The 25,658-nt window shown below is 37.0% G+C and carries 21 protein-coding genes; 6 read left to right on the top strand and 15 right to left on the bottom strand.

Annotated features, from left to right (window positions below):
* Position 1: 1 nt before the first annotated feature.
* The 5 genes from DI076_RS15130 to DI076_RS15110 all read right to left on the bottom strand — a co-directional run bounded on the left by DI076_RS15130 (position 2) and on the right by DI076_RS15110 (position 9,308).
* Positions 2-2,455 carry a C1 family peptidase gene (locus tag DI076_RS15130; RefSeq protein ID WP_108960583.1) on the bottom strand — a complete coding sequence of 818 codons (2,454 nt, stop codon included), beginning with the start codon at positions 2,453-2,455 and terminating at the stop codon, positions 2-4.
* Positions 2,452-3,099 carry a hypothetical protein gene (locus DI076_RS20355; protein ID WP_245918454.1) on the bottom strand — a complete coding sequence of 216 codons (648 nt, stop codon included), beginning with the start codon at positions 3,097-3,099 and terminating at the stop codon, positions 2,452-2,454. The genes DI076_RS15130 and DI076_RS20355 overlap by 4 nt, the downstream gene beginning before the upstream one ends.
* Positions 3,100-3,271: 172 nt before the next feature.
* A complete protein-coding gene (locus tag DI076_RS15120; RefSeq protein ID WP_108960582.1) occupies positions 3,272-4,972 on the bottom strand; it encodes a hypothetical protein in 1,701 nt (566 codons plus the stop codon).
* A gap of 37 nt (positions 4,973-5,009) precedes the next feature.
* Complete coding sequence (locus DI076_RS15115; protein WP_108960581.1) at positions 5,010-8,384, bottom strand: methylmalonyl-CoA mutase family protein; 3,375 nt, start codon at positions 8,382-8,384, stop codon at positions 5,010-5,012.
* Between the two features lie 102 nt (positions 8,385-8,486).
* Positions 8,487-9,308, bottom strand: coding sequence for a lysophospholipid acyltransferase family protein (locus DI076_RS15110; RefSeq protein ID WP_174705090.1), 822 nt, complete (start codon positions 9,306-9,308; stop codon positions 8,487-8,489).
* 71 nt (positions 9,309-9,379) lie between these two features.
* Between DI076_RS15110 and DI076_RS15105 the strand changes: the two genes are divergently transcribed.
* Complete coding sequence (locus DI076_RS15105; protein WP_108960579.1) at positions 9,380-10,387, top strand: phosphatase PAP2 family protein; 1,008 nt, start codon at positions 9,380-9,382, stop codon at positions 10,385-10,387.
* Between the two features lie 3 nt (positions 10,388-10,390).
* Complete coding sequence (locus DI076_RS15100; RefSeq protein ID WP_108960578.1) at positions 10,391-11,668, top strand: oligosaccharide flippase family protein; 1,278 nt, start codon at positions 10,391-10,393, stop codon at positions 11,666-11,668.
* On the opposite strand, the gene DI076_RS15095 is transcribed toward DI076_RS15100, so the two are convergent.
* Positions 11,646-12,272 carry a hypothetical protein gene (locus DI076_RS15095; RefSeq protein WP_108960577.1) on the bottom strand — a complete coding sequence of 209 codons (627 nt, stop codon included), beginning with the start codon at positions 12,270-12,272 and terminating at the stop codon, positions 11,646-11,648. The genes DI076_RS15100 and DI076_RS15095 overlap by 23 nt on opposite strands.
* Here DI076_RS15095 and DI076_RS15090 point away from each other — a divergent pair.
* On the top strand, positions 12,229-13,701 hold the full coding sequence (locus DI076_RS15090) for a hypothetical protein (protein ID WP_174705062.1): 1,473 nt from the start codon (positions 12,229-12,231) through the stop codon (positions 13,699-13,701). The two genes, DI076_RS15095 and DI076_RS15090, sit on opposite strands and share 44 nt — an antisense overlap.
* On the opposite strand, the gene DI076_RS15085 is transcribed toward DI076_RS15090, so the two are convergent.
* The 4 genes from DI076_RS15085 to DI076_RS15070 form a co-directional block, all read right to left on the bottom strand.
* A complete protein-coding gene (locus tag DI076_RS15085) occupies positions 13,692-14,597 on the bottom strand; it encodes an ATP-binding protein (protein WP_108960576.1) in 906 nt (301 codons plus the stop codon). The genes DI076_RS15090 and DI076_RS15085 overlap by 10 nt on opposite strands.
* A gap of 62 nt (positions 14,598-14,659) precedes the next feature.
* Complete coding sequence (locus DI076_RS15080; RefSeq protein WP_108961002.1) at positions 14,660-16,024, bottom strand: PDZ domain-containing protein; 1,365 nt, start codon at positions 16,022-16,024, stop codon at positions 14,660-14,662.
* Positions 16,011-17,468, bottom strand: a complete 1,458-nt coding sequence (locus DI076_RS15075) for a S1C family serine protease (RefSeq protein WP_108960575.1) — start codon at positions 17,466-17,468, stop codon at positions 16,011-16,013. Before DI076_RS15075 ends, DI076_RS15080 begins: the two co-directional genes overlap by 14 nt.
* The gene (locus DI076_RS15070) at positions 17,461-18,336 is read right to left on the bottom strand and encodes an LIC11113 family protein (protein WP_108960574.1); all 876 of its coding nucleotides are present in this window, start codon (positions 18,334-18,336) and stop codon (positions 17,461-17,463) included. Before DI076_RS15070 ends, DI076_RS15075 begins: the two co-directional genes overlap by 8 nt.
* 172 nt (positions 18,337-18,508) lie before the next feature.
* Here DI076_RS15070 and DI076_RS15065 point away from each other — a divergent pair, with 172 nt between their 5' ends.
* From DI076_RS15065 to DI076_RS15055, 3 genes are read left to right on the top strand one after another with little or no spacing between them, the layout of a single operon-like run.
* Entirely contained in the window at positions 18,509-19,360 is an 852-nt protein-coding gene (locus tag DI076_RS15065; RefSeq protein ID WP_108960573.1) for a sulfurtransferase, read from the top strand.
* A gap of 60 nt (positions 19,361-19,420) precedes the next feature.
* Positions 19,421-21,655 (top strand): alpha-glucosidase, encoded by a 2,235-nt coding sequence (locus tag DI076_RS15060; RefSeq protein WP_108960572.1) that lies wholly within the window; start codon positions 19,421-19,423, stop codon positions 21,653-21,655.
* Positions 21,656-21,668: 13 nt separating this feature from the next.
* Positions 21,669-22,496, top strand: coding sequence for a metallophosphoesterase (locus DI076_RS15055; protein ID WP_108960571.1), 828 nt, complete (start codon positions 21,669-21,671; stop codon positions 22,494-22,496).
* Here the strand turns inward: DI076_RS15055 and DI076_RS15050 are convergent.
* From DI076_RS15050 to DI076_RS15030, 5 genes are all read right to left on the bottom strand, one after another.
* Positions 22,493-22,900, bottom strand: coding sequence for an OsmC family protein (locus DI076_RS15050; RefSeq protein ID WP_108960570.1), 408 nt, complete (start codon positions 22,898-22,900; stop codon positions 22,493-22,495). The genes DI076_RS15055 and DI076_RS15050 overlap by 4 nt on opposite strands.
* Positions 22,897-23,571 carry a lysophospholipid acyltransferase family protein gene (locus tag DI076_RS15045; protein ID WP_108960569.1) on the bottom strand — a complete coding sequence of 225 codons (675 nt, stop codon included), beginning with the start codon at positions 23,569-23,571 and terminating at the stop codon, positions 22,897-22,899. The genes DI076_RS15050 and DI076_RS15045 overlap by 4 nt, the downstream gene beginning before the upstream one ends.
* 61 nt (positions 23,572-23,632) lie before the next feature.
* A complete protein-coding gene (gene csrA / locus DI076_RS15040; protein WP_012390131.1) occupies positions 23,633-23,872 on the bottom strand; it encodes a carbon storage regulator CsrA in 240 nt (79 codons plus the stop codon).
* A 3-nt stretch (positions 23,873-23,875) separates the two neighbouring features.
* Complete coding sequence (gene fliW, locus DI076_RS15035) at positions 23,876-24,337, bottom strand: flagellar assembly protein FliW (RefSeq protein ID WP_174705089.1); 462 nt, start codon at positions 24,335-24,337, stop codon at positions 23,876-23,878.
* A 52-nt stretch (positions 24,338-24,389) separates the two neighbouring features.
* A complete protein-coding gene (locus DI076_RS15030) occupies positions 24,390-25,655 on the bottom strand; it encodes a flagellar hook-associated protein 3 (RefSeq protein WP_245918515.1) in 1,266 nt (421 codons plus the stop codon).
* Between the last annotated feature and the right edge of the window lie 3 nt (positions 25,656-25,658).

Below are 25,658 nucleotides of genomic sequence, written 5' to 3'. Positions count from 1 at the left end.
ATTAATTTTCTTTTTCGAAACTCAGTTCCATTCCATTTTCAATTTCTTTAATGGATTGGAACTGAACTAACGAATTACCTTCCAATAGATTGGAAAGTTCTAAACTAAATCCTTTTGTTTTGATCATTTTACTTCCAGGTGTCCAAAATCCAGAAAATTGTTTGATTTCTTTATCATTTAACTTTAGTTTTGCGATAAAATCTTGTCCGTTACCAGTGATTTCCATCTGTAAGTTCTGTGGGCCTAATTTTGGATTCCAATACATAGAAGTCCATTTTCCAGTAAATTGATTTGGCAATTCCTCAAGAGACATTGCTCTCTTTTTTACAACGGATTTTGGTTCATTCCAAAAAACCGAAACAAAATTAGAATCATTGGATTCAGCACCAAATTCTGATTTGGATCGCACTGTGTATAAGAAGAGATCTCCCGATTTTCCAGGAAACACTTCTGAAAAACTTGTCTTTTTAGATTCCACACTTGATACAAATTCCAAATTGCCGGGTTTACCATTTTGGATGGGTTTTCGATAGATATAATATTCAAAACTATCCTTTACCGAGTCCCACTTCAAACTAACCATTTTATCTTTTCCAACTGGGTTTGTGATCAATTGTTTTGGAGCGGGAAGTGTTACACCACCTGCACGTTTTGTTAATCCAGGGTCTGTTTTTCCAAAAGCAACTTCACTAGGTTCCGCATAACCTAAGTCATTTGCAGAAATAACTGTATATAGAAATGATTTTCCATTTTGAATGGTTGTATCTGAATCTGTATAAGAAGTACCCGATACTTCAAATTGGCCTGAAGGTTCTGCATTCTCATCAAATCGAAATAAAAAATAATTTTTAGCTCCAGGAGCAGCTTTCCAATTTAACTGGATTTTGTTTGCATAATCTCCGTTTGATGCAGACAACTTACTTACTTGGTTTGGTAATGAAGATTGGTTTGCTACTTCAACGGCAATGGAATCACTCCAATCTGATGATTGTTTGGAATTGATTACAGCATTTACACGGTAATAATTCACTTCTCCTGATTTAGGTGAGTTATCAACATAATCTGGTGATTTACTTGTCCCAATGGTTTTCCATTTAAATGTCGAATCTGATTTAGCAATTGTATAGTTTGTGACACCATCGATTTCTGACCAAACCAGCTGGACACTTGTTGTATTTCCGCTCGCAAAAACAACTCCGCTAAGTCCAACAACTTGGGTCAAATTTCCATCTTGTGATGGTTCCAACGATGTAAATCCCTCTACTTCTAATGATGCAACTGAAACATCTTCAGCTCCAATAGCTAAAATTCGATACGCATAAGTAGAGTTTGGTGATACAGATAAGTCGGTATAACTTGGTTTGTCTGAATATGCTAAGTCATAAAAATCGGATTCTTCCTTTCTTTGAATTAGGTAAGCGACTGCAGATTCTTGGTGTTTCCAAGTCAGTAGAATTTTATTATCAAAGTCACCTTTTGAAACTTTGATTTCAGTCGGAGCTAAAATAGGTTTTTTAGCAGGATTGACACTCACAACTGGTGTAGGTGTATTCTGTGTTGCTGGTTCATCTATAATGGCGTATGTTTCTTGGCCAACTTTGGCTAACATCGAATAAGATACCCATCCAAATCCATTATCACCCCAGTTTGTTCCCCATGAGTTTTGTAGTTTAAATGCTCCTTTTTTGCCCGATTTAGATTTTTTATTATCATCATATCCAACAATTGTCATGGCATGGCCACCATAACTTTGGCCACTATTCGCATCATAAACCGTTGCACCTTTCAATTTATAAAAAGCATCATCGATGATCATACCGACCATTACAACATTCTTACCAGCTAATACGCGCTTGATTTCGTCTGGATTTTTGAAATTCAACCGAGAGAAAGATTTTATTTTATATTTGAGAGCTTCTTGTTTAGATTCTTGTGTTGGTTGTGCCAAATAATCTTTGTCTGTATAAGGCATACTACTCCAAGGTGCAACACCATTGGATTTTAAGAATTCCATAGTTTTGTAATAGTATAATCCTTTGTCTTCTCCTCCATTTTGTTGGTTGTAAATAAAAGCTGGTGAAAACACAAAGTTTCCTTTTCCACCAGCAAAAGGTGGATCATACTCAGTGCTTTGGCCTTTATTTTTTAATAGATATGATTTGATCGCATAACCTGTAGCCCATGCAACACAACTATTTTGCCTTCCTTGGTTTCCTACAGGAGGCATTTGGGATGATAAGTCAATTGAACTTGGTAAGTCTTCGAACGAATTAAAATCGCGTTTGAGAGGAATTGTATCTTGTACTTCTTTTGGACTGGGGATGTAACCACAAGAAAAGGTTCCAGGTTTACAACCAGGCGAACGGACACTACTTGGGTCAAACTCATCGGCGAAAGTTGTATGGAATGAGAAAAATACAACTCCGAGTATTAATGATTTTATTTTCAGATTCATGGTTTCATCCTTTCTATATACTTTATAATGTTCTTTTTTTGCACCCAGTCAGGTTGGTGAATTTCTTCTAATCGATAATAAAACTTTGATTTGGTGGAGCCAAATTGAAATTCTACAAAATTATAACTGATCCCAGTGATTTGTTCTTCAGGAATCTCTTCATATGGGAATTGTGAAATACCCATTTCTAAAAAACGATTCATCCATTTTTCATATTGAATAGAAGATATTTCTTTCGTTTCTTCTAACTGAAGTCTCCCATTCTTCACAATTTTTCGGGTTAAGAGAATTGTTTTGGAGTCTGTCCGCAGATGGAATTGTTTTGCATAGCGATATTCGGGTGCCAGGGCTCCAGAAGTCTCTTCCCAAACCAAATCCATTGGTTTCCAATTTCCCTTATGGTTTTTCAAATTTGTGTGAAGTGATGGTATCTGTTTAGATCCGTTTTTCTGTTTCACATTCACATTTTGTTTTATCGTTACTTTTCGGTTTCTTTTTTTAGAGGGAAGTGCGGAAGACAATTTCGAATTGGTCTTCGTATTCAGTTTTTTATTTTTCAGTTGAGTAGAGTGTGTAGATGGATTCGAATTTTCATCCGTAGATTCAATTTGATTTTTTGTCTCCACTGGATTTGGATTCGCCATGATTTCTCCTCCTACAATTGACCCTAAGGCCAAGGATAGAAATATCTTTACCAGAAATACCAAAGTGGATTGATTCCATCTAGTTTCCGAAAGAAAACAAGACATTTTTTTTGGTGAAAACGCTGTTCGAAAAATGAAAGAAATGTTCCAGTTCTAAAATCTAAAAACGGATTTAACTACTTCCAATTTCAGATTTAAGCCATTTTTTCTCTCCAATGGATTTCTTCATGTTTTCAATGAGAGCGACAGAAATATTGGTATTGAGTTTTACCATGTCTGGGTCTTGTGCAACAAGGATCATTTCATCAATCATATAATCAATTAGGTTCTCTATGGATTTTCGACCTGATGGATCAGTCGCCATCGCAACTGTTGCTTGTGAAACCGCAGAATAAATGGTCAAACTAATTTGTTTTGTAAGGTTAGCTTGCATTTCTTTTGGAAGTAAAGAAATGGGTTTCATATTAGCGGATACTCTTTCCGAGACTTCTGTTACTAAATTTTGAATCAACGCTTGTAAATTTGGATTTTGTGCTGACTGCGCTATATTTTTAAGGGCTACTTTTTTTAACTCTGCTCGGTTTTGGTCGATGGCATTTACCAATTGATCAAGAGAATTTCCTGAGCGAACTTCGTTTTGAGTTTCTGTTAAAATTTGAATCGTAACAATGTCAGAAATCTCTTCTTTAATGATATTTGAATAATAACGTAATGTTTTGCTAATCAAATCATTTCCCAATATTTTAGTGAATTGATTGGTTTGTAACATTAAATAAATTTTATAAACACGAACCAAACGGAAAAAACGAAATTCTACGATTGGAATAAGTCCCAAAACGTCATACCAATGGTAAATGGGATACAAAAACCAAGCTATGTAAGTTTTGTTTTTCATGGCTAACAACCAACTGAGTATAAACTCCGCCAAAAAGAAAAATAAAAAAGGTGCATCTAACAGTAAATAGTTGTTAACTGGAGTTCCATCCGAAGAAATTGCTCGGTAATAATTGAGTGCAAAGTATTCTCGAAAGTTTGCATTAAAAAATTCAATTTTCTGTTCTAATGATCGATTTTGGTCTCTCCAAAACCATGCAAAAGCAACAACTGTTGATGGAATTCGATCCCGATTTAAAATTGGGTCCAATTCTTGTCTTAGTTTTAAATCTCTTGCTTTTGTTTTATGTGTTTGGTATTCATTTTTAATTTTTGATTGGATATCCAAAAGAAATTGGGTTTGTCCAGACATGGCAAAAGGATTGTTTTCCACAATCTCTAACATTCGTTTGTCCATTTTCTGGAATATCGACAAAATTTCTTTTGATTCATTGGTCTCAATACTCAAACGATTGATAAAAGCATATTTTTCAGAAAGTTCACTTAAAGTTGTGATTTCATCTGTCTCTTCCATCACACTAAAGAAGTCATTCAATTGAAGAAGAATCTCTTCTACTTTTTTTCGTCGTAATTGGATATCATCAATTTGAAGTGCCGCTTCAAAACCCATATAAAGTGAATCAAATTTTTCATTGGCAACTTGTGTTTTAAGAGTTGTTAGGACTTTATAAATTTCTTCTCTCGTGTTTTTTCTTTGGTTTTCTCGAAACTCATCATCTCGTAATTGAGTTAGGTATTTAAGATCATCCACCAAATCAGTGTAAGCTGTTGTAGTTCGATGTGGTTCAATCCCTAAAATGGGTTTGTCATACATGGAAAGGATTTCTGGGAATTTATGAAAATAAAATGGCCTTAAGCTTAAATAACTCAGATCAAATATGATAAGAGCCAAATTTCCTAGGACAACAAACACCATTGTGATGTCCCATAAAAGAGGAATTCCCAATTTGTGTTTTTTAATCAAATCCCAAGAAATCATAACATTACCAAGGGTAGATTTTTTCTACCCCAACCTTTTACATATTGCGGCGGTACTGACCTCCCACTTCATACAACGCATGTGAGATCTGCCCTAAAGACGCCACTTTCACCGTTTCTAGTAACTCTTGAAAGATATTTTCTTTGGCACGAGCTACTTGTTTTAATTTTGTGATCGCGGATTCCGTTTTGCCAATATTTGCTTTTTGAAATGCCTTTAAATTGCCAATTTGTTGTTGTTTCTCCTCATCTGTCGAACGGATCACTTCCCCAGGAATCACTGTTGGGGAACCATTTCGATTGAGGAAAGTATTCACTCCGATAATTGGATATTCACCGGTATGTTTTAAAGTTTCATAGTGGAGGGACTCTTCTTGGATTTTATTCCTTTGGTACATTCTTTCCATTGCACCGAGCACTCCTCCACGTTCTGTCAATCGATTGAATTCGGCGAGAATTGCCTCTTCAACTAAATTGGTAAGTTCTTCAATGATGAAGGCTCCTTGTAATGGATTTTCATTTTTAGCAAGACCTAACTCACGATTGATGATAAGTTGGATAGCAACTGCTCGTCGTACCGATTCTTCTGTAGGTGTTGTAATTGCTTCATCATAAGCATTGGTATGAAGAGAATTGCAATTATCATAAATTGCATATAATGCTTGCAATGTGGTTCTAATATCATTAAAGTCAATCTCTTGAGAGTGAAGTGACCTTCCTGACGTTTGAATGTGATACTTTAACATCTGTGAACGTTCATTTGCCTTGTATTTGAACTTCATTGCTTTTGCCCAAATCCGACGAGCCACACGACCAATCACCGAATACTCAGGATCAATTCCATTGGAAAAGAAGAAGGACAAGTTTGGAGCAAAGTCATTGATGTCCATCCCTCGGCTAAGATAATATTCCACATAAGTAAATCCATTTGAAAGAGTAAAGGCAACCTGTGTGATTGGATTGGCACCTGCCTCTGCTATGTGGTAACCACTGATGGAAACGGAATAAAAATTTCGAACTTGGTTTTGTATAAAATGGTGTTGGATATCACCCATCATTTTTAACGCAAATTCAGTCGAAAAGATACATGTGTTTTGGGCTTGGTCTTCTTTAAGAATGTCTGCTTGAACAGTTCCTCTCACTTGGGAAAGAGCATCTTTTTTTAATTTTTCATAAGTATCTTTTGGAAGGACTTCATCTCCCGTAACTCCAAGTAAGAGTAATCCCAAACCATTATTTGTTTCTGGTAAGTTTCCATCAAACCTTGGAACAGGTAATCCTTTTGAATCAAATATAGATTTGATTTTGGATGTAACTTCTCCGGTTTTTCCTTCCGATCGAATGTACTTTTCACATGCCTGGTCAATAGCTGCATTTAGAAAAAAAGCAAGGACCATAGGCGCAGGTCCGTTAATCGTCATGGATACAGAAGTAGAAGGATCACAAAGATCAAAACCTGAATACAGTTTTTTTGCATCGTCTAATGTTGCCACATTGACACCAGAGTTTCCAATTTTTCCATATATATCAGGTCGAATGTCTGGATCCTCTCCATACAATGTCACCGAATCAAAGGCAGTTGACAGACGTTTGGCGGGCATTCCCGAACTCAAATAATGGAACCTTCGATTGGTTCGTTCTGGTCCACCTTCTCCTGCAAACATACGAGTTGGATCTTCTCCACTCCGTTTATACGGATACACTCCTGCTGTGTAAGGGAAAAAACCTGGAAAGTTTTCTTGGTAAGACCATTCTAAAATATCACCCCAATCCACAAATCGTGGAGTAGCAATTTTTGGAATCTTAAGATGGCTTAACGATACAGTATAATTATCAACTTTGATTTCTTTGCCACGGACAAAGTAAGAATATTGTTCCTTACGAAAGGATTCAATTTTGTCAGACCAAGTTTCTATGGTATTTCTCGAATCCACAGATAAGGAATTCCAAGTTGTTTGGTATTCAGATTCCAAATCTACAACTGATTTTCCTTTTTTTGATAGTAAGGTTATTGCACCTTTCAGTTGGTAGGCGGAGCGAGCAAGGTCTGATTCTTTTTTGATCCATTCTGCATTTCGATCAATTTCTTCTTTGATTTCTGTTAAGTAACGAACACGGTCTGGAGGTAAAACAACAGATGCTTCTCTTCCAACTTGGTTTTTTTGGTATTTTGATTTCCAATCTAATTTTGATTTTTGAATGACTACTCCCATCAAATGTGCGTACAATTCATCCGTACCAGCATCTTGGAATTGAGATGCGATAGTTCCAAACACTGGCATACTATCGACGGAATCATTGAATAAATTTCGAGAACGTTGGTATTGTTTTTTTACATCTCGTAATGCATCAAGGGCACCACGTTTATCAAATTTATTGATCGCAATGACATCCGCATAATCGATCATATCAATTTTTTCCAATTGAGTGGCAGCACCATATTCTGGTGTCATTACATACAAAGAAACATCTGCCACTTCTGTGATTTCAGAATCACTTTGCCCAATTCCTGCTGTTTCCACAATGATGAGATCATAACCAGCAGACTTTAAAATTTGGATAGCCCCTTTGACACTACGGTTCAGGGCAATGTTTGCTTCTCGTGTAGCAAACGAACGCATGTAAACCCTTTCATTAAAAATCGAATTCATACGAATACGATCACCTAGTAGTGCGCCACCTGTTTTCCGTTTGGAAGGGTCTACCGATAAAATTGCGATGGTTTGGTTTGGAAAGTCGTCCAGATAACGACGAACGAGTTCATCCGTTAACGATGATTTTCCAGCTCCACCAGTTCCTGTAATCCCAAGCACAGGAATTGTTTTTTTAGTAGGTGGAAATTCCAAATTGATTGAATATTTAGTTTTTTCTTGTAAAAGAGAAAATTCCATCTGTGTGATGGCTTGCCCTAAAGCTAAATAGTTTTTCTTTTGAATGTGTGAAGCTAAATCACCGTTAAATGATAATGGAGTAGGGAAATCTGATTGTTTGACCACATCATTAATCATACCTTGAAGTCCTAAGGTACGACCTTCATCAGGTGAATAAATATGAGCGACACCGTATTGATGTAAAATTTGAATTTCAGAAGGTAAAATGGTTCCACCACCACCACCAAACACCCGTATGTGGCCTGCACCTTCTTTTTTTAACAAATCAATCATATATTGGAAGTATTCCACATGACCACCTTGGTAACTGGTGATGGCAATTCCTTGGACATCTTCTTGGATGGCACATTGGACAATTTCTTGGACACTACGGTTGTGGCCCAAGTGGATCACTTCGACTCCACTTTGTTGTAAGATCCTACGCATGATATTAATGGAAGCATCGTGTCCGTCAAAAAGGGAAGCCGCCGTTACAAAGCGAATTTTGTTTTGAGGAGAGTATGTCAGAATTTCGGTGCTCATAGAGAACAACGTTCTATGAGCATAGTCCTGGATTCAATTGGAAAATGTGACGAGAATGACATAACTACTCTGATCATGCCATATTTTCGTTAAAAGTCGAGACTAAAGGATGGATTCTGCCTGTTTCATCAGTTCTCTTACCTTGTTTTCCAAGATTTCGGTGAGTTCCTTGGCGGCTTTTTTCTCAGGGCCAGTCGGAAATTCTGAAGGTGGAATGGGTTTTCCAATCTGGTACCGAATCTTTGTTTTGAAAGCATCCCCAGTGAGAAATGCCTTGGGTTTGGACATATTGGTCGCACCCACAATCCCTGATGGTATGATGGGAACACCCGCACGGATCGCTAGTTTTGCTGCCATCGCCCGAAAGGATTGTAATTCTCCTGTTTCGGAACGTGAACCTTCAGGGTAAATGGAAAGTAGTTCCCCCTCTTTCATGAGGTCCACCATATAAGTCTCTAGTTTTTCATAGTATTCCATCGCAGCTCGTTTGTCCATTTCTGACTCTTTCGCGGCATTGCGAATGATGGGCATACTCCCCCAATTGATTAGATTTTTTTTCACCACACTTCCGAGTGAGTTCAATAAAATCGCAATCACAGGTTTGGTGAGACTGAGGGGTGGGTAATGAAACGGTGAGTTTTTATGGTTGATAATGGCCATAATCTCTTCTTGGGGATGGAAAAGTTCATATTTTCCTAAATAAACAATCTTACGATCAGCGAAGGCACCTTGGACAGGAATGTCCAAATAATCGGTATGATTGGAGATGATGAGAGCCCCACCTGATTCAGGAATATTCTCGGAACCAGCTACTTTTACGTCATAAACGAGCTCTAAGAGGTTACGGAGGATGGTTTTTGGTACCTCCCGAGGAATCACAAACAAACTTTCTAAAATATCAGCAGGATTTTGGTTAGGTTCCATAGAAACATCACATATTTCAAAATAAAACTTTATGAAATCAAGTTCGATTTTCATCTTAGATGGAAAATCCTATGAAAGAACTCTTTTTAGCCGAAACATCCCCATGGTTCTCATCAGGTCCACTCGATGCCTTACACATCTTGGACCCATCCCTTGGAGGAATCTTTTTTGCGATTTCGACCATCTGCCATTATTTGGGTGGAAGTAGTTTTTTCCTTGGTCTTATATCATTTCTCTATATATACATAAGACCCAAACTTGCTTTTGAATTAACTCTAGGTCTTCTGACTTCGGGAATTATGGGGTATTTATTGAAATTTTATTTAGAGAGTCCGAGACCTTTTCCATATCCTGAAATGTTTGATGAAAAAGCATTCGGATTACCTTCCGGTCATGTTTATACCACCACTGTCGTTTGGGGAATGTTAGCTTATAGATTTAAAAATATTTGGTTTCGATATGTCTCAATTCTCATTATTTTGTTAATGCCACTAACTAGAATGTATGTAAAGGTTCATTATTTAGGTGATGTATTTTTGGGATTTGCAGTAGGTTTTTTACATTTAATCATAATTCAATTTATAATAAAAAAATATTATAACAAAAATGAATCAGTTTTTATTGATTCGATTCATTACCGTACTTTAGCATTATTAGGAATTGTGATTACCCTCTCTCCTATTACCTTAGATTCTCCTTTTCTATCAGAAGAACACCATTATACTTTAGTTGGATTGATCATGTCAAGTGGTGCACTTGGAGGATTTTGGCTTGGAATCTTATTTTACCCACGTTTTAGCAAAAAAGAATTTTTGAATTGGAGTATGCCCACTATCAATTTTCAATTCGGCTCCGAAGTTTTCTCAGTTTTTTGGAAAACTTTTTTTGTAAGACTTTCTATCTTGGTAATTGTGATAACATTGTTTTATGTAATTCCTGGAATTTTGATAAAAAAAACAATTTGGAAAGATGATTTGTTTCTAAGATACATTCGATACCTAGTGGTTGGTTTTGCATTGGTATGCATAGTTCCACTTGTACTACAGAAGATTCAAAAAGGAAAGTTTTTGCAAAACTAATACATGCAAAAAATTAAAAAAATCTTCCAACTTCTCAAAGTCGAACTTATGAAAGAAGGAGTTTTAAAAAACTCTTTCTTTGTTAGTAGTTCTAAAGCAATTTCAGCAGTCACCAATCTTGTGTTTATGATTTATTCCGTAAATTTGTTGAGCAAAGCGGAAAATGGAAAACTACAATACTTTTTAGGATTCCTTCCAGTTGTACTTGCGATAGCAGAGTTTGGATTACCCAATGCACTCATCAAATACATCTCACCCTTAGCCGAAAAAAAAGAAAATCCAGGTGCCATTTTAAATGCATCTCTTAGAATCAAATTTTATTCTTTTTTATTCTTATCAATCATTACGATCATTGCTTATTTTACCAGTAACGAAAACTATTTAGTCCTCTTACTTTTGTTATTTGGCGGAATCATCATATCGTTTATTTCTTATTTTGAAAGTTTATTTGTATCCTATCGAAAATATAGATCATTATCTCTTTGGAATCCCCTTCCAAATATCATTCGATTAGCTTTACTTTTTTATTTTTCTGAAACAAACGAACACCCATTAACTTATATGGATATTCTTGCGATCTTTTGTATCGCTCCAATATTTGTTTTATTTTTATTTTTTATTTTTTTTGGAAAAGAAGAGATTTCATTTTCAGCAGATCCATCCGAAGTCCGATTGAACGAAAAAAAACTCCTTCTTTTTAATTTATGGGCTTTCGCAGCTTCCATATTTGCAATTTTATCGGATAGGATGGAAATTTTCTTTTTAAATCAATTCCATCCACCTGAAATTGTTGCCGACTATGGAACCGCCTTACAATTATTTAGTGGATTTATCATCATTCTAGCGACATTTAACTCTATCATTTATCCAAAAATGGCTAGACTTGCAGAAACAGATGAATTCCCAACTGTTCTAAAAAAATCCGTTTTTTTAGGCGGAATGATAGCCATCTGTTTGGCTCCAGGAATTTTACTCGCTGAACCCATTTTAACTTTGTTATTTGGTACAAAGTACACTAACTCAATTTCTGTTTTTAAAATTCTATATCCCAATTTTTTATTACAATTGGTATTTGCTCCACTAGGAACTGCATTATTTGCTTTGGGATTACCTAGATTGCTCGCAGGTCTTGCTTTATTAAGACTATTATTTGGTGCTTTGTTTGACTATTGGATCATCCCTGATTTCGGTGCAAACGGAGCTGCAGTTTCTCTATTCTTAGGTCAAATTGTATCTTGGTTATTACTTACAGGATATTTTATGGCTTACTTTCGGAAATAACGTATTCGTAGATTTTTTTATAATTTGAGATAAGAATTTCCCATTCATTGGGTGCGATATTATTTTTGTATAACAACTGATATGCGTCTTTTACAGATTTACCTTCTGCTAAATACTCTTTGAGTTTTAAAATGACAATCTTAAATTGGATTGAGTCCAATTGTATGTCATAGTCCCTATTAATTTTTGCACCTGATGACATTTCAAATTCTCTTACGAAAAATTCTGAAAGTGCTAAAATGCCATACCCTTTCTCATTAATAGGCTGTAATTCAGTTCTTGTTTTTGCCCAAGCTAATAAAAATAAGGAAGGAACAGGTGGATATTCACCTAACGAAGTACCATCCGGCAATTGTAATTTTTGCGAAAACCTTACGATTGCTCTCGCTAATTCCTTTTTACGTCTCAAGGAAATTTTGGATGTATCCTTTTGTGTTAAATAAGAAACAATGACTGCCTCTTCTTTACTATGGTCGGTTTTTTCAAAAAATCGACTCAGGTCGTAGGAAAAACGAGTGTCAGCTTCTCTGTAAGAGAAAATAACCAACAGAAGAGGGAAAATGAGAAGAAATCCATGCCGATATTTCAAAAGTATTTTCTTCATCCCTTCTAGTATCGGGATTGTTTCTTTCCTCATTCTTTCTTTTTTTCAATTCCTTGGTGCCCAATCCTATTCTGATTCGGTAAGGGACGATGATAGAGCCAATCGGCAATTTGGATTGGTGAAGGTGGGAGAACGCCAAAATTTGCTCCCCATTCCCTCTGAAAAGGATGGATTCGGATTCCAGTCTTCCATTGTATCAGGAGGCAAATTCCAATCCCAAAAAGGTGGAATCGATTCCGAAAAAGCCAACAGGTATCATTCAGAAGGCATTCTGACTACTCCAGCATTATTTTCGTTCACCCAATCAACATGGACATCTGGATTTTTTGTAGCACCTCGTGTCATACTCAGCGAATCTCGCATCACGAACAAAGAGGTAAGAACCGTATATGACACAGAAGTTAGTTTTCTTTTCACAAAGGAAATTTCCAAAATCCAACTGTCTATGGAATTTGGTCGTGGTTTCAATCGACTTGACCGTTATGGATTTGTATTTGTGGGAATGGCCAATTCCATCTTTTTGTCACTGAACACTCAATATGGCTTCCGCCTAACGGGAATTCGTTTAAATGCCAAACCTGAATTAGAAAATTGGTTTGGGCCCCCATGGGCAGGATACCGTAGGGAAATTTATGGTGGCCGTATCTCCTCAGAAAAAATCCTTTTTTGGGAAGAGTTTCGATTATTTCATTTTGTATACGAAGACCCAAATCACAATACAAACGTTACTCTTGGATCAGGCCAAAAAGTCTCAGGTAGGTATTCTTATTCGGGAATCGAATTCCAGTCCAAACCGTTTTTGGAAACATGGGGGTTTGATTTTACAACCATCAGGCTTTTAGGAGAATCAAAATCATCTGGTTCCCCATGGTCTGAGTCAAAAATAGCAACCAATTCGTATTTGGGTTATTTTTCATTACACACACAAAATGAAAAATTGAGTTTCGCTTTAGCTGGGCTTGTCACCAAAAAAGATGAAAAAGAAAGAATTGATTCAAATAGCAATGGTTATGCGTCTAGTTTCGCCGAACCAAGAGTAATGGGAGGTTATTCTTCCTTTTTACTATACCAATCCTTAGATTTTGTCCATCCACCTCTGTTCCGAGATCGTCCAGTATCGACAAACCCCAATTTTGAAAACAAAGGAAATCAGATGTTTGGACTTCAGTTGGGTTGGGATTGGAATTCCTGGATACGCAGTGATCTATTTATAAACCGATCTGATTCCATTTTAGGAAAAGGAAATGAGGTGATTGGTAAATTGAGTGTTCAAGCAAAAGACTTTGGAAATTTAGTTTCCCAATTTAGTCTTTCTTATACAGAAATGGATCCTAGAAAAAATAGAGTTCTCATCACGGAACCATTTACCGAAAAAGAACCTAACAAAGAATACGTAAGGATTTATGTTTCTTTAGGAATTCAGTTTTGATTGGCAATTCCAGCAATCCGATTCCAAGTTTTAAAAAATCGAACTTCATTTCCTTTTTCATTATAAACTATAGAATCAATATTCATTTTTGCTAAAAAAATCCCTCGTCCACTGACTAAATTGGCACTTGGATTCTCAATTGGGTTGGGAATTTGAGAAACAGCAAATCCATTCCCTTCATCTCGAATCACAATTGTAACTCCCACATCATCCATCAGTAATTCTACAAAAACGGATGAATTGTTACCCGCACATCTTTCATCAACATACTTAAAATAATCTTGGTTAGACTCTAAACATTCCTGTTTTTCAGCATAACTCACACCTGCAACTCCATGTTCGATTGCATTTGCTAATAATTCATACAATACAATTTTTATGGAGATCAAATCTTCAGGTGAAGCATGTGGAGAATTTAAAATTTGTTTGGTTAAAAATGCAATATAGGATGTTAACTTTTTAATTTGTGGTTTTAATTTGATTTTGCAGTCACCACTGAATTGCGTGATCTCACCACTATTATAAAGTAATGTGAGATCAATGTCTGCATTTTCAAATTTTTTAATCCGAGAACGAAGAGCTTCCATTCGGAATGGTTTTAGAAAAAAATCAACGGCTCCCATGCGAAACACATCAATAGCAATTTGAATGTCACTGTCTCCCGTAATGACTAAAAAGGGAGTTTGGTTTCCATCGGCCCTTAATTTTTGTATGAATTGGATTCCATTTAATTTTGGTAAGCTGATATCAGAAATGATTAAATCAAAAGTGTTTTGGTTGGCAATAGCAAGAGCCTCCATCCCGTCGGAGGCTAATGTAACTTTAAATTCGTCTTTGAAGTATTCCCAAAACAATTCACGAATTGTTTCTTCGTCGTCAACAAATAGGATTTTCATAAGGAATGGCTTAGTGAGTTAGAATGTCCTACCTTTAACAATTGTAAATCTATTTTTGAATTTTAGTCTTCCAAGTTGTAAGAACGTCCCAATTTGTAAGTAGACTGAAGCTCTTGTTGCAAATCCAGAATCTCCTTTTTTGTAAAAAAGGCGATTTTTCCTCCAGACAATTCAAACGCGTAGTAGGTGGACTCTTCTGATTGTAATAGAGTTTTTAATTGGCTAAGGGAGCTAATGCGAGTTCCATTTACCTTCTCTAAGACTAAATCTTGGAAGTCCTGGTATCCTAGGTTACCTTCTAGGGGGAAAACACGACTGAGGATTACTATTTTTTCCCTCACTGGGTGGACTTTCTTCTGGTAATAATCAGACAGATATACTAATTTTTTTTCCGACTTCACCCGGTATTCCGAACCAAATTCTTTGAGATAGGCATTGGAAAGTTCCGTAAAGAAAAATCCCCCTACAATCAAATACAATGGTCTGCGATCTTTTGCTTCTTCTGGAATTAAAAAATCATTAGAATCATAGGCCCTTAGATCATAAGAAATACTGAGACTTTGAAAATTACGATGTAGTTTGAGTTGGATCGTTTCACCTAATTCTCGCAAATGTCCATCGGATTTACGTAATAACAAATCCAAGATTTTGTCAGCACGGTCCCATTCATCTACTTTCGTAAGCGGAAAAGAGTTGATCATAGTCACCAAGTCTCCAGGGAATAAATTATAAGCAGGCCCAACTCCAGGAATCACTTCTGAAACTAAAAGTGGATTTGGAACTGATTTTGAATAATATTCTTTTTCCGAGGGAGTTAGGTTCACATCAAATAAGAATCCTGGGTGAGGAAATGACTTACCACCAGATCGTAAAAACAATTCTACATATTCGGTTGGGATCAAAAAATCAGAAATAGTAATCCCGCATAACAATTGATTTTTGAAGAAAAAATCTGACTCTTCTGTTTTTTTCTGATCCAACATAAAAACTTTGATTGGAGTTTTTGAAAAAGGCAAATAAACATATCGAGATTTTCCAGTGGGACAATGTTTGTCTGTCAGTTTTAAATCCAAACCTACAGATTTTGGTAATTTCTGCATTCCTTTTGATTCTAATAATATAAATCCAGTTTCACCATCATAAGCTTTGATTGCCAATTTTGGTACGGAATAATCAAAGGATTCAAATTCCGCATAAACTGGGTTTTGTTTAGAAAGAGTGACACCAAAAAATTGTCCCTTTCCTAAGTGTATGATATTTAATTTGCGATTGAATGGTTCACCAACTAACCATGGATTTTGGTGGCTAATCTTTTGAAAGGTTACCCTTGCTTCAATGACACGTTTATCTTCGAATTCTTCCGCAAAAACATTTGAAGTTAGCAATATTAAAAATGATACAAGGACAATCGACTTAAAGTTCTTCATAATTTGCACCATATCTTTTTTTAACTCGTTGGTTCATTTGGTAAATGGATTCAGGTCGTAATACAATAGGAAGATCCATTCCTCTAAATTTAAGTACAATCATTCCACGTTTATTTTCTTTCCAAAGGGTTTTAAATTCACTTAAATCTTTTGGAACTCGTCCGTTAATCGACTCTACAACTTTGTATTTATATTTTTTATACTTCGACGTTTCCGGATCATTAAAAGTGTAACTCAATACAATATCTCTTGTTGTATACCGATAGAGGAGGTCTTGGATAAAATAACTGTAGTGGTATTGTAAGGAACTATCTAAATCACCATCTTCAGAGTGGAAAAAAGATCGTGTAATTGGTTGGAAAACAAAACCAGCTTGCAAAAAATAATCTTCCGTTCCATCTCGATAGAGTTCCAATGCATAGTTTTTTTGCAAATTGACTTCAGCTTGGTTTTGTTTCCCTGCTCGATAAAAACTGATCGTAACCTTTGAATTCAATTGTTTGTCTTCAATCCAATCAATGATGAATTCTTTTTTATTGGAAGAAGTGAGTTCACCATCGTTTGAAATGGAAATTCCATCCACTGCAGTTACAAAATCTTTTTCTTTTAAAACTTTCGAAAATGTAGAAGAAGGATAAATTCGATTCACAAAAATCCCTGTTTCACTAGCAGGAACTTTCATCGCTTGTTTTAAACTTTTTGGATTTCCATTTTGGAAAGTAAATCCTAGATTCGGAAAACCATCATATTTCCCATCATTAATATCTTCTAAAAAATGACGGATGATGTCATTGGAGATCAAATACGCAATCCCCTGTTCTAATGTACTGATCTGAAATACGAGGCCAACAACCTTTCCATTTTGAACAGCAGGTCCACCAGAATTCCCAGGTTGGATATTTGCTGATATTTTTAATACATTTCTATAATCTAACCCAGAATAGGTGTACCGATTCTTTTCAAAACGTAAGATGGATCCTTTTTCGACGGATAAACTGTCATTGCCATTAGGAAAACCTAATAACAATACATCCGATCCTAAATTGGGAATTCCCTCTAAGAGACTTAAGGATGTTGTTTGTTCCGAAAAATCGGGATCATTCACTTGTAATAATGCCAAGTCACAATCATAACCAATGAATTTTACATCTGCTAAGTATTCTTTTTTAGTGAAACTACTCTTCACTAAAATTCGTTTTGCATCACGAACTACATGTGCATTGGTTAAGATAGTTTGGTTTGGTAATACCAATCCTGAACCAAACCCTGTATAAAGATTTTTCTTCATCCATGGTTGGGTTTTATTCTCAGTGTTAAAACCTTCATTCCGTATGAGGACTACGGAACGAAATATTGAATCCACTGCAGGTTCTGATTCAGTTTGTGAAAATACTGTCTCACTCCATAAAAATAAGCTGAGACAAATTAAGATGATTTTATTCATAATACAGAATTACTTTCTCCCAAATGATTTGAGTTTCTGAAATTTTTTTTAGGAGAGCCTTCCCTAAGACTCGTTCTCCTGGTTTTGGATCTTTCCAAATGGTATTCGAAACCATCAATTCACCTGAAGGTGCAGAGGGGGCACGTATCAATCGATAGACGGAATCTTTAACGCATGTGATGCGAAAAACATAAGAAACTGTCTGATCCCAATAAAAACTTTGGTCTTTTTCTACAAATTCCAGCGGACAAGAAGAATCAAAAAAGATTTCTAAATTGGAAGGTACTTCTTTTCGTCTCTTGGGATTTTCTGCAATGGATTGAAAATAAAACAAGTTTGGATTTTGAATTGGTTTATAAGTGGTTATGTTGGCAGATTTTTCATTACGAATCTGATTTACTTTTTTTTGTGGGTAATCTAAATCTGTATCATCAAAATTAGTTTTTGCACTTTCGTATGCGTTTGATCCAACATATTTAAGTCCTGTTTGGATTTCCAAATATTGTTTTTTTCCAATTCGTTGAACAGACTTTAAACGAAATTCATCTTTAGGTAAATTGTTTCTATTCTGAGATAAAAATTCGATAAAAATTGGTTCTTCACTTCCTTGGCAACTGAGTCTGTAATAAGTTACCGAGGAGATTTTAGATGCCAGCTCCAGTTGGCAATTCTCTTCGTTTGTGTGGTAAACACTACGATTTCGAATTTTTTGTTGGAAGATTTTTGAAATTTTACCTTGTTTCCATTGAATGATTTCATCGTTCAATGATTGTAACGATTGAACTTTTGGATTTTTGTCAGCAGATAGATTGGCTAACGAAAATAGACTTAAAATGACTGAGAATGATATTGAAACATGCCAATTCATGGTTTACCGACTATCTTTAGTATCGGATTCTATACCCCTCGGAATCAACTCTCGAACAATTGATTTCTTTTCTCATTATGTCCCAGACCAGCTTTGAATTTTTTTTTTGGTTTTCAGACTTTCAAAAATTCGAGGGGGGGAAAAGTAATGTAAGAAATAGGAGAATACTTTTTTGAACTGGAACTTTCTTAAAACCGAAATAGAACCTGGTGACTTCCTCATCGATTGTCGTTCCCAATCAGCATATGAAGAAGAAACATTAGAAGGTGCCTACTACTATCCATTTATCAAAAAAGCATTCGGCTCTGACCCTGAATCCCAAAAAAAATTATATGGCCCAATGGCTGCAGTGGTCCAAGAGTTTCAAAAATCAAAAAAGACAAGAATCATTGTTTTTGATGAAGGAATGGGGATGTTTTCCACTCGTATGGTGTATTTACTCCGAGGAATGGGAATCAAAGATGCTTACGTTCTTGGTCAAAAGTGGCCAGCAAACGGTAAAAAAGCAAAAGGAGAACTCAAAATCGAACCTCCTGTTGCAGATAAAGCAAAACCAATTGAAGGTGTCGTTGATAAAGCCTTTATGGAACGCAATCTTACTAAATTACAAATCTTCGATGCAAGGACCATGGACGAATACGAAGGTCGCCTTCCTCGTCTCACGGCACCAGAAGAAGGAACACTCTGTGGCCGTTTGCCAGGAGCTTTCCTTTGGGATTGGAGGAATTTGTATGATGGAGAAGCCAACCTCATTGAACGTTCCCTTTTCAAAAAACGCCTCAACGGTTTTCCATTTATGCCCGAAAGGCCAACTGTCATTTATGATTACAATGGTGCCAGATCCTGTTTGTTAGCTCTAATGTTACGAGAGGCAGGATACATTGATGTCACAACTTACCAAGGTTCTTGGTTTGAATGGCGTAAGTCCAATTTACCAAAACAAGCTGTTGCCGTTTTTGGTGCCAAACAAGGCGCACAAGCTTCGGCTCCTAGGGTAGGCGGAGTCGATCGAAAGAAAGTCTAAAAAAAGATTTACGTAACTTAAGACCATCGGTTCACTAAGCTCTCGCTCTTGGAGGATCCGATGGTTTTTCGTTTTTTATCCCTATGTTTTTTCTTTTTGTTTTTAGAATGTGCATCTCATGTTCTCACACCCACTCCCATTCAGGAAGAAACCTTCCAAGTTTCCAAACAAATCCAATGGATCCAAAAACCAACTGAGCTTGTTCTCAAAAACACATCCTTTGACAAAATCTTCATTAAATTGTCGTTAGATGAACCTTTCCTCTCTGTTTCGGAAATTGAAACCATTTCCAAATACCGAATGGCATCTTTTAAATTTGAAGAGTCAATCAAACGGACTTGTTCCGAACAAACTGTGGATTCCATCAAAAAAGAAGTTGGGAAAATTACCATCCTTGGTAAATTAACAGGGAAAAATTGTTCTTCCAATTACCAAGTCAACTTTGTCGCAAAATCTGATACTGAAATTGAGTTCAAAATCACTGTTTCTGATGAAAACCTAAATCGAATCCAATTTGTGTATGCGTCTCAACCAGATGAAAAGTTTTTTGGACTCGGGGAACAATTCACTTATGATGAGTTCAAAGGAAAAAAACCATTTTTCTTCACTGAAGAACAAGGAATTGGTCGTGGAGACCAACCCATCACCACAGGAGCCAATTTACTTGCAGGAGCTGGTGGAAACGCTTACACTACTTATGCCCCAATCCCCCATTATATCAGTTCAGAAAATCGATCGGTCTTTTTTGAGAACAGTGGTTATGCGAAGTTTGATTTTGATCATGCTAAAAAAACCAAAGTTGAATTTTGGGACTTCCAATCTGAAAAATCCATTTCTGGGTCCATATGGCTTGGCACATCTGCCAAATCACTCATCGAAACCTACACACAAAAAACTGGTCGTTTTCCCAAACTCCCAGAGTGGGCGTATGGTACTTGGTTAGGTGTTCAAGGAGGAACAGAAAAAGTTTCTGCTATCGTCAAACAAGCAAAAGATGCTGGTAACCCCGTCACCGCACTTTGGATCCAAGACTGGTGTGGAAGGCGTGTTACCAATTTTGGTGACCAACTCAAATGGCGTTGGTATGCCGATGAAAACCTCTATCCAGATTTTAAAAAATTTGTTAAATCGATGAATGACCAAAACGTGCAGGTATTAGGTTATATCAATTCTTTCTTAGCTGATACTGATCCTAAAAAACCTGGTGATGATTTTACGAATCCCCTTCTTACAGAAGCAAAAACAAAAGGGTATCTTGTTAAAAATGCGAAAGGAGAAGATTACCTCATCCAAACGGTTGGTTTTCCCGCTTACCTCATTGATCTTACCAATCCACTCGCTGTGAAATGGACAAAGGACCTCATCAAAAAGAATTTAATTGGAATGGGTCTTTCTGGGTGGATGGCCGACTTCGGAGAATGGTTGCCCTATGATGCCAAACTTCACTCCGGTGTGGATGCAAAAGTGTATCACAACCGTTACCCAGTGGACTGGGCAAGGATCAATCGTGAAGCCATCAAAGAAGCAGGGATGGAAGGAAAAATTGTCTTTTTTACAAGAGCTGGGTATAGTTATTCCAATGCCTATTCCACACTTTTTTGGGAAGGAGACCAAATGGTAAGTTTTGGAACTAATGATGGCCTACCTTCTTCTATCGTAGGCCTTACAACATCGGGTATCAGCGGTTATGCGTTAAACCATAGTGATATTGGAGGTTACACAACCATATCCAATCCTTTAAAAAACTACCACCGCACAAAAGAATTATTACTCCGATGGGCAGAAGTATCTGCTTTTACCCCAGTGTTTCGTACACATGAAGGGAACAGACCTCTAAAAAACTGGCAAGTTTACACTTACACAAAACCTGATGGAACCAAATCACTTGGAGATGAAGATACAGTCCAACTCTTTGCCAAAATCGCAAGGATCCATTTTGCCTTAAAACCATATATCCAAAGTTTGGTGGATGAAGCATCCAAAACAGGACTTCCTGTTGTAAGACACAATGCTATAGTGGAACCAGAGGACAAAATTCTCCTCAATTACAAATACCAGTTTTTCTTAGGAGATGACTTACTCGTCGCTCCTGTTGTGGAATCGAATGAAATTGTACAAGATGTGTATTTACCTCGAGGGAAATGGACACATTTTTGGACAGGCACAACCTATGAAGGAAATCGAAAAATACAAGTCTCTGCACCCATAGGCAAACCACCTGCTTTCATCCGTGTGGGAGGAAAATCGGAAACATTAATTCGTTCTTCCTTAGAAAGTATACGGAACAAAAATTAAGGAACCAACCCAAATGAAATTTGCATTGATTGGAGACATCCATGGCTATTGGAACCAAAAAGACATTGAATACTTCAATGAGTCTGATTATGACTTTTTATTTTTTACAGGTGACTTAAGAGGGAATCCAAAACTAGGAAAGGTTTCCTTCCAAGGTCTCACCAAACGCGCGTATATGATTCCTGGAAATTGGGATGGAACAAGTCTCACCTCCGTGATTGGAGAAATTGTACACTCCAAACTTCTCATCCAATCAGGTCATTTAAGGCAAAGTAGGAGGTTACAAAAACTATCCGAACGTGTGAAACCTATCACAATCCTTGCATATAGTTCACTTGTTTTGTCTCAAGAAATGGATTTGTCTCTGATCGTTGGCCGACCACATGCCATGGGTGGAGGGCTCAGTTTTGCCCCTCACTTAAAAAAAACTTATCATGTTACAGATATGGAAACTTCCATCGAGACATACAAACGCCTAATAGATGGAACAAAGGAAAAACATTTACTCTTCCTTTCGCATAACGGGCCTTTTGGGCTCGGTTCTGCTAAAAATGCGATGTACGGTGCTGAATTTAAAAAGGAAGGTGGTGATTGGGGTGATGCCGATTTAACGGAAGCCATTCAATATGCCAAATCAATTGGGAAAAAAGTTCCCCTTGTCCTTTCTGGCCATATGCACCATTCCATTAGCAAAACCAAAGAAAGGGAAACACATGAATACACTGGTGGGACTTTTTATGTAAATGGAGCAAAAGTCCCAAGAATTCGAGAAGGGAAACATTTTCACACAAAGATCGAATGGGCAGGGGGATCTGCCACTGTCATCCCCATGTGGGTTTAAGGGAGTAAAAGAGTTTCGATTTCTATTTTCCCAGTGAGAATCTTGTGAACGGGGCAGGCATTGGCAACTGAGTACAATCGGTCCCTTTCTTCAGGTTTTAAATTACCTTTGAGAGTCACTTCGCGAATGAATTTGTGGTCTTCAGGGGAACGTTTATCAATCGTTATCTGGACAGAAACTGCGTCTAAAGAATACCCTTTTCTGTCGGCATACATTCGAATCGTAATCGAAGTGCATGCTCCTAAGGAAGACGCAAGTAGTTCCGTTGGCATCGGCCCTAAATCAGTTCCCTCTTTATCCGCTGGTTCGTCGGCGATCCAATGGTGTTTGCCTTTTGTGATTTTGGTTTCGTATTTCGTGTTTTCAGTTGTGACGATTACTTTGTCTTCAAATACTGCTGTCATTTGGAATCTCCTGTACGAATTCGTTCCGCTTCCTGAATCGCTTTATCTCTATTTTTTAACATAGCTTCTTCGACTTTCAATCTCATATTTTCAAATTCCACCTCGTTTAATTCACGAGGAACGTAAATTGGTTCCCCATAAGAGACAACAAAGGTTGTGAAAGGTTTTGGAACCCTATGTTTGTCCCACGCTTTTTCCAAAATCCATTGACGAGAACATTCATAATGAAAAGGAACGATGGGAACTTGTGTGACTTGTGCAGCTGCAATGATTCCAGGTTGTAAAATTAACGCGGGTCCTCTTGGTCCATCAGGAGTGAATGCGGCAGGTAATCCTTTTTTTAAATGTTGGATCATTGCTTTTAATGCTTTTGATCCACCTTTGGAACTACTGCCTCGAATGCTTGAATTCCCAAAACGGTGAACTACTTGGTTGATAAAATCTCCGTCTTTCGATTCTGAAATCAAGACAGCTACTTTTTTATTTCGATGAAGATAGGGAGAGTACAATACGTTCGTATGCCAAATAGAATAGATATATGGTTTTTTGTTTTTAAAAATTTCTTCGTATTGTTCGTTTTTGAAAATGCGAAATCGCGATGTGAGGCCGATGAATCGTTGTAGCCAAACGATAATAAGAGGTAAAAGCCAAACTAATATTTTTCGTTTCAAGAGATAAATTCACTCCCTGGAGTTTGTTTCCAGAGAATGTTATGATTAGAGAAAGATCAAGTTAAGTTTTCTTCTTAAATAGGTCTCCCAATTTACCTAAGTCTTCAGGTTTGATATTTGTACCTGCAGCTTTTTTGTTCTCTTCTTGGATTTCTTTGTACACTTCTGCTCTATGTACAGAAACATTTTTAGGAGCTTTGACACCAATCTTCACTTGATCCCCTTTGATATCAACGATGACAATTTCAATGTCATCTCCTATCATAATGGATTGGTTACTTCTCCTTGCTAAAACTAACACGAGCTAAACCTTTTCGGAAGACATTTCTTCCATTGACTCTATTATATTTTTGCGAATTGGATGGTTCTCATCTCTAGAAATACATTGTTTTCCTTTTCCTTCTTTTCCGTTCAGGATTATTGGCCCTTGTAAATTTGCAGTCATGCCTTTTGGGTTGTCATGAGGAATGGTAACAATGAGAAAAATAATGCCATCTTTCCAACTAGTTAAACCGATATCATGTAACTCTTCGTCACTGATTGCAGGTTTGTAATGATTCATAAACAGTTCAGGTTGGATCACAATAAATGCAAGACCTGACTCTTTTGTGGATTGTAACCATTTGAATGGACTTTCTGCACTTTCTTCGATCAGTGCATATTCATCAAATTCTTCAAATCCAAGTAACCCTTGTGGGAATTTAAGAATTTGTTTTGAATCCACTTGGATGGTTCCGAAAGGTTTTGTATGAATCGTTACCGACATTCTAGTTCCTGTTGTTTCTAATCTTTCTAATGTGCCTGTCATTTAATCCCAATTACCTAAGGAAATCCATCAAAGTTGGTTTGATGATTTTAGATCCAACATTGAGTGCATAACTATGAATTGTTTCTAACCACTTCATATTCATAATGGTTTCCGGAAAATCAATGCCTTCATTTTTAGCAAGTAATTCCGTCATGTACATCTTATCATAAGAAACTCGTTCTTCATGTTGTTCCAAACGATTCATACGTGCACCAATAGTAGATCGGTGGCGTAAAATATTTTCTAAAGCTAAGTCCAAATCACCTAAATCGCGACCACCAATTCTTTCTTGGTCTTTTTGGATGAGATCATTTCGAAGTTGGATGAGAGTATCAAAAACAGAAAGTCCTGTTACCGTTGCTGATTTAGAATAATTATTTGGTGGTTCACTGGCACTTGGTTCAATGAGTCCGATATCGCGTAACACAGTTCCACCATCTACATCTTCTAACCAAATTTGGTGAGGAGCTGTGGAAGAAATGGAGATATTATCTTGGGCAAGTTTACTCGCTTTTACTTCCAAAGGAGCATTATTGATTTTATCAATGACATCATCAATGGTGTCACCCACAGAGATATGGATTTCTACTCCATCAATTTTGAACTTTTGGTCAGAAGTAGCTTGGTAAGCAGAGTTATCCACTTTGGATGTGACACTTACGTTTGTTCCCCAAAACACTTTGTTCCCTGGGATCGTGATAGGGATGTATTCCCCTTTTTCAATCTCACGGAGTTGTTCGCCAATGTCCCCGCGGTATTCCACACCCACGTATTGGTTTTTGAGTTCTAGACCTTGCAATCCCTTAATTTTTGATTCAATTGGTTCAAATGGAGGTCTTTCAATCACATGACCACCAAACAAAGGTTGTCCCGTCGCATCACGTGCGTTAGCAAGATCTACAATGGCACGTAAGTGTTGGTCAATTTCTTTTCCAATGGCAACTTCGAGTTCAAACCCTTTGTCCCCTTGGTAGATACCATTCCCCGCTTGTACGGTTAAAACACGTACCCGTTGGAAAATTTCACCCATCTTATCGAGGACACCATCAATCTGTTGCAGACGTTGGTATCCGTCCCCAATGTTTTCTTCGTATTGGGAAAGTTCATTGAGGCGAGATCGAAAATACATCTGGTTTGTGGCAGCACCCGGATCATCCGATGGTTTACGGATTTTTAGTCCAGTCCCTAGCTGTGTTTGGGTTTCATCCATTGCTACTTGGTGGCGGTTTAAATTTCGCACCAAGGAATTGTTTTGCATCATGTTAGTGATTCTGATCAT

Source organism: Leptospira ellinghausenii, from assembly GCF_003114815.1.
GTDB lineage: Bacteria > Spirochaetota > Leptospiria > Leptospirales > Leptospiraceae > Leptospira_A > Leptospira_A ellinghausenii.
The sequence above is the reverse complement of the archived record's forward strand: the minus strand, read 5'-3'. Positions and strand labels throughout refer to the sequence as shown.

What these genes read in the sequence shown, in the direction of transcription:
- DI076_RS15130 (WP_108960583.1), bottom strand. Translation starts at nt 2,455, where the DNA reads ATGAATCTGAAAATAAAATCATTAATACTCGGAGTTGTATTTTTCTCA.
- DI076_RS20355 (WP_245918454.1), bottom strand. Translation starts at nt 3,099, where the DNA reads ATGGCGAATCCAAATCCAGTGGAGACAAAAAATCAAATTGAATCTACG.
- DI076_RS15120 (WP_108960582.1), bottom strand. Translation starts at nt 4,972, where the DNA reads ATGATTTCTTGGGATTTGATTAAAAAACACAAATTGGGAATTCCTCTT.
- DI076_RS15115 (WP_108960581.1), bottom strand. Translation starts at nt 8,384, where the DNA reads ATGAGCACCGAAATTCTGACATACTCTCCTCAAAACAAAATTCGCTTT.
- DI076_RS15110 (WP_174705090.1), bottom strand. Translation starts at nt 9,308, where the DNA reads ATGGAACCTAACCAAAATCCTGCTGATATTTTAGAAAGTTTGTTTGTG.
- DI076_RS15105 (WP_108960579.1), top strand. Translation starts at nt 9,380, where the DNA reads ATGAAAGAACTCTTTTTAGCCGAAACATCCCCATGGTTCTCATCAGGT.
- DI076_RS15100 (WP_108960578.1), top strand. Translation starts at nt 10,391, where the DNA reads ATGCAAAAAATTAAAAAAATCTTCCAACTTCTCAAAGTCGAACTTATG.
- DI076_RS15090 (WP_174705062.1), top strand. Translation starts at nt 12,229, where the DNA reads ATGAGAAGAAATCCATGCCGATATTTCAAAAGTATTTTCTTCATCCCT.
- DI076_RS15095 (WP_108960577.1), bottom strand. Translation starts at nt 12,272, where the DNA reads ATGAAGAAAATACTTTTGAAATATCGGCATGGATTTCTTCTCATTTTC.
- DI076_RS15085 (WP_108960576.1), bottom strand. Translation starts at nt 14,597, where the DNA reads ATGAAAATCCTATTTGTTGACGACGAAGAAACAATTCGTGAATTGTTT.
- DI076_RS15080 (WP_108961002.1), bottom strand. Translation starts at nt 16,024, where the DNA reads ATGAAGAACTTTAAGTCGATTGTCCTTGTATCATTTTTAATATTGCTA.
- DI076_RS15075 (WP_108960575.1), bottom strand. Translation starts at nt 17,468, where the DNA reads ATGAATAAAATCATCTTAATTTGTCTCAGCTTATTTTTATGGAGTGAG.
- DI076_RS15070 (WP_108960574.1), bottom strand. Translation starts at nt 18,336, where the DNA reads ATGAATTGGCATGTTTCAATATCATTCTCAGTCATTTTAAGTCTATTT.
- DI076_RS15060 (WP_108960572.1), top strand. Translation starts at nt 19,421, where the DNA reads ATGGTTTTTCGTTTTTTATCCCTATGTTTTTTCTTTTTGTTTTTAGAA.
- DI076_RS15055 (WP_108960571.1), top strand. Translation starts at nt 21,669, where the DNA reads ATGAAATTTGCATTGATTGGAGACATCCATGGCTATTGGAACCAAAAA.
- DI076_RS15050 (WP_108960570.1), bottom strand. Translation starts at nt 22,900, where the DNA reads ATGACAGCAGTATTTGAAGACAAAGTAATCGTCACAACTGAAAACACG.
- fliW (WP_174705089.1), bottom strand. Translation starts at nt 24,337, where the DNA reads ATGTCGGTAACGATTCATACAAAACCTTTCGGAACCATCCAAGTGGAT.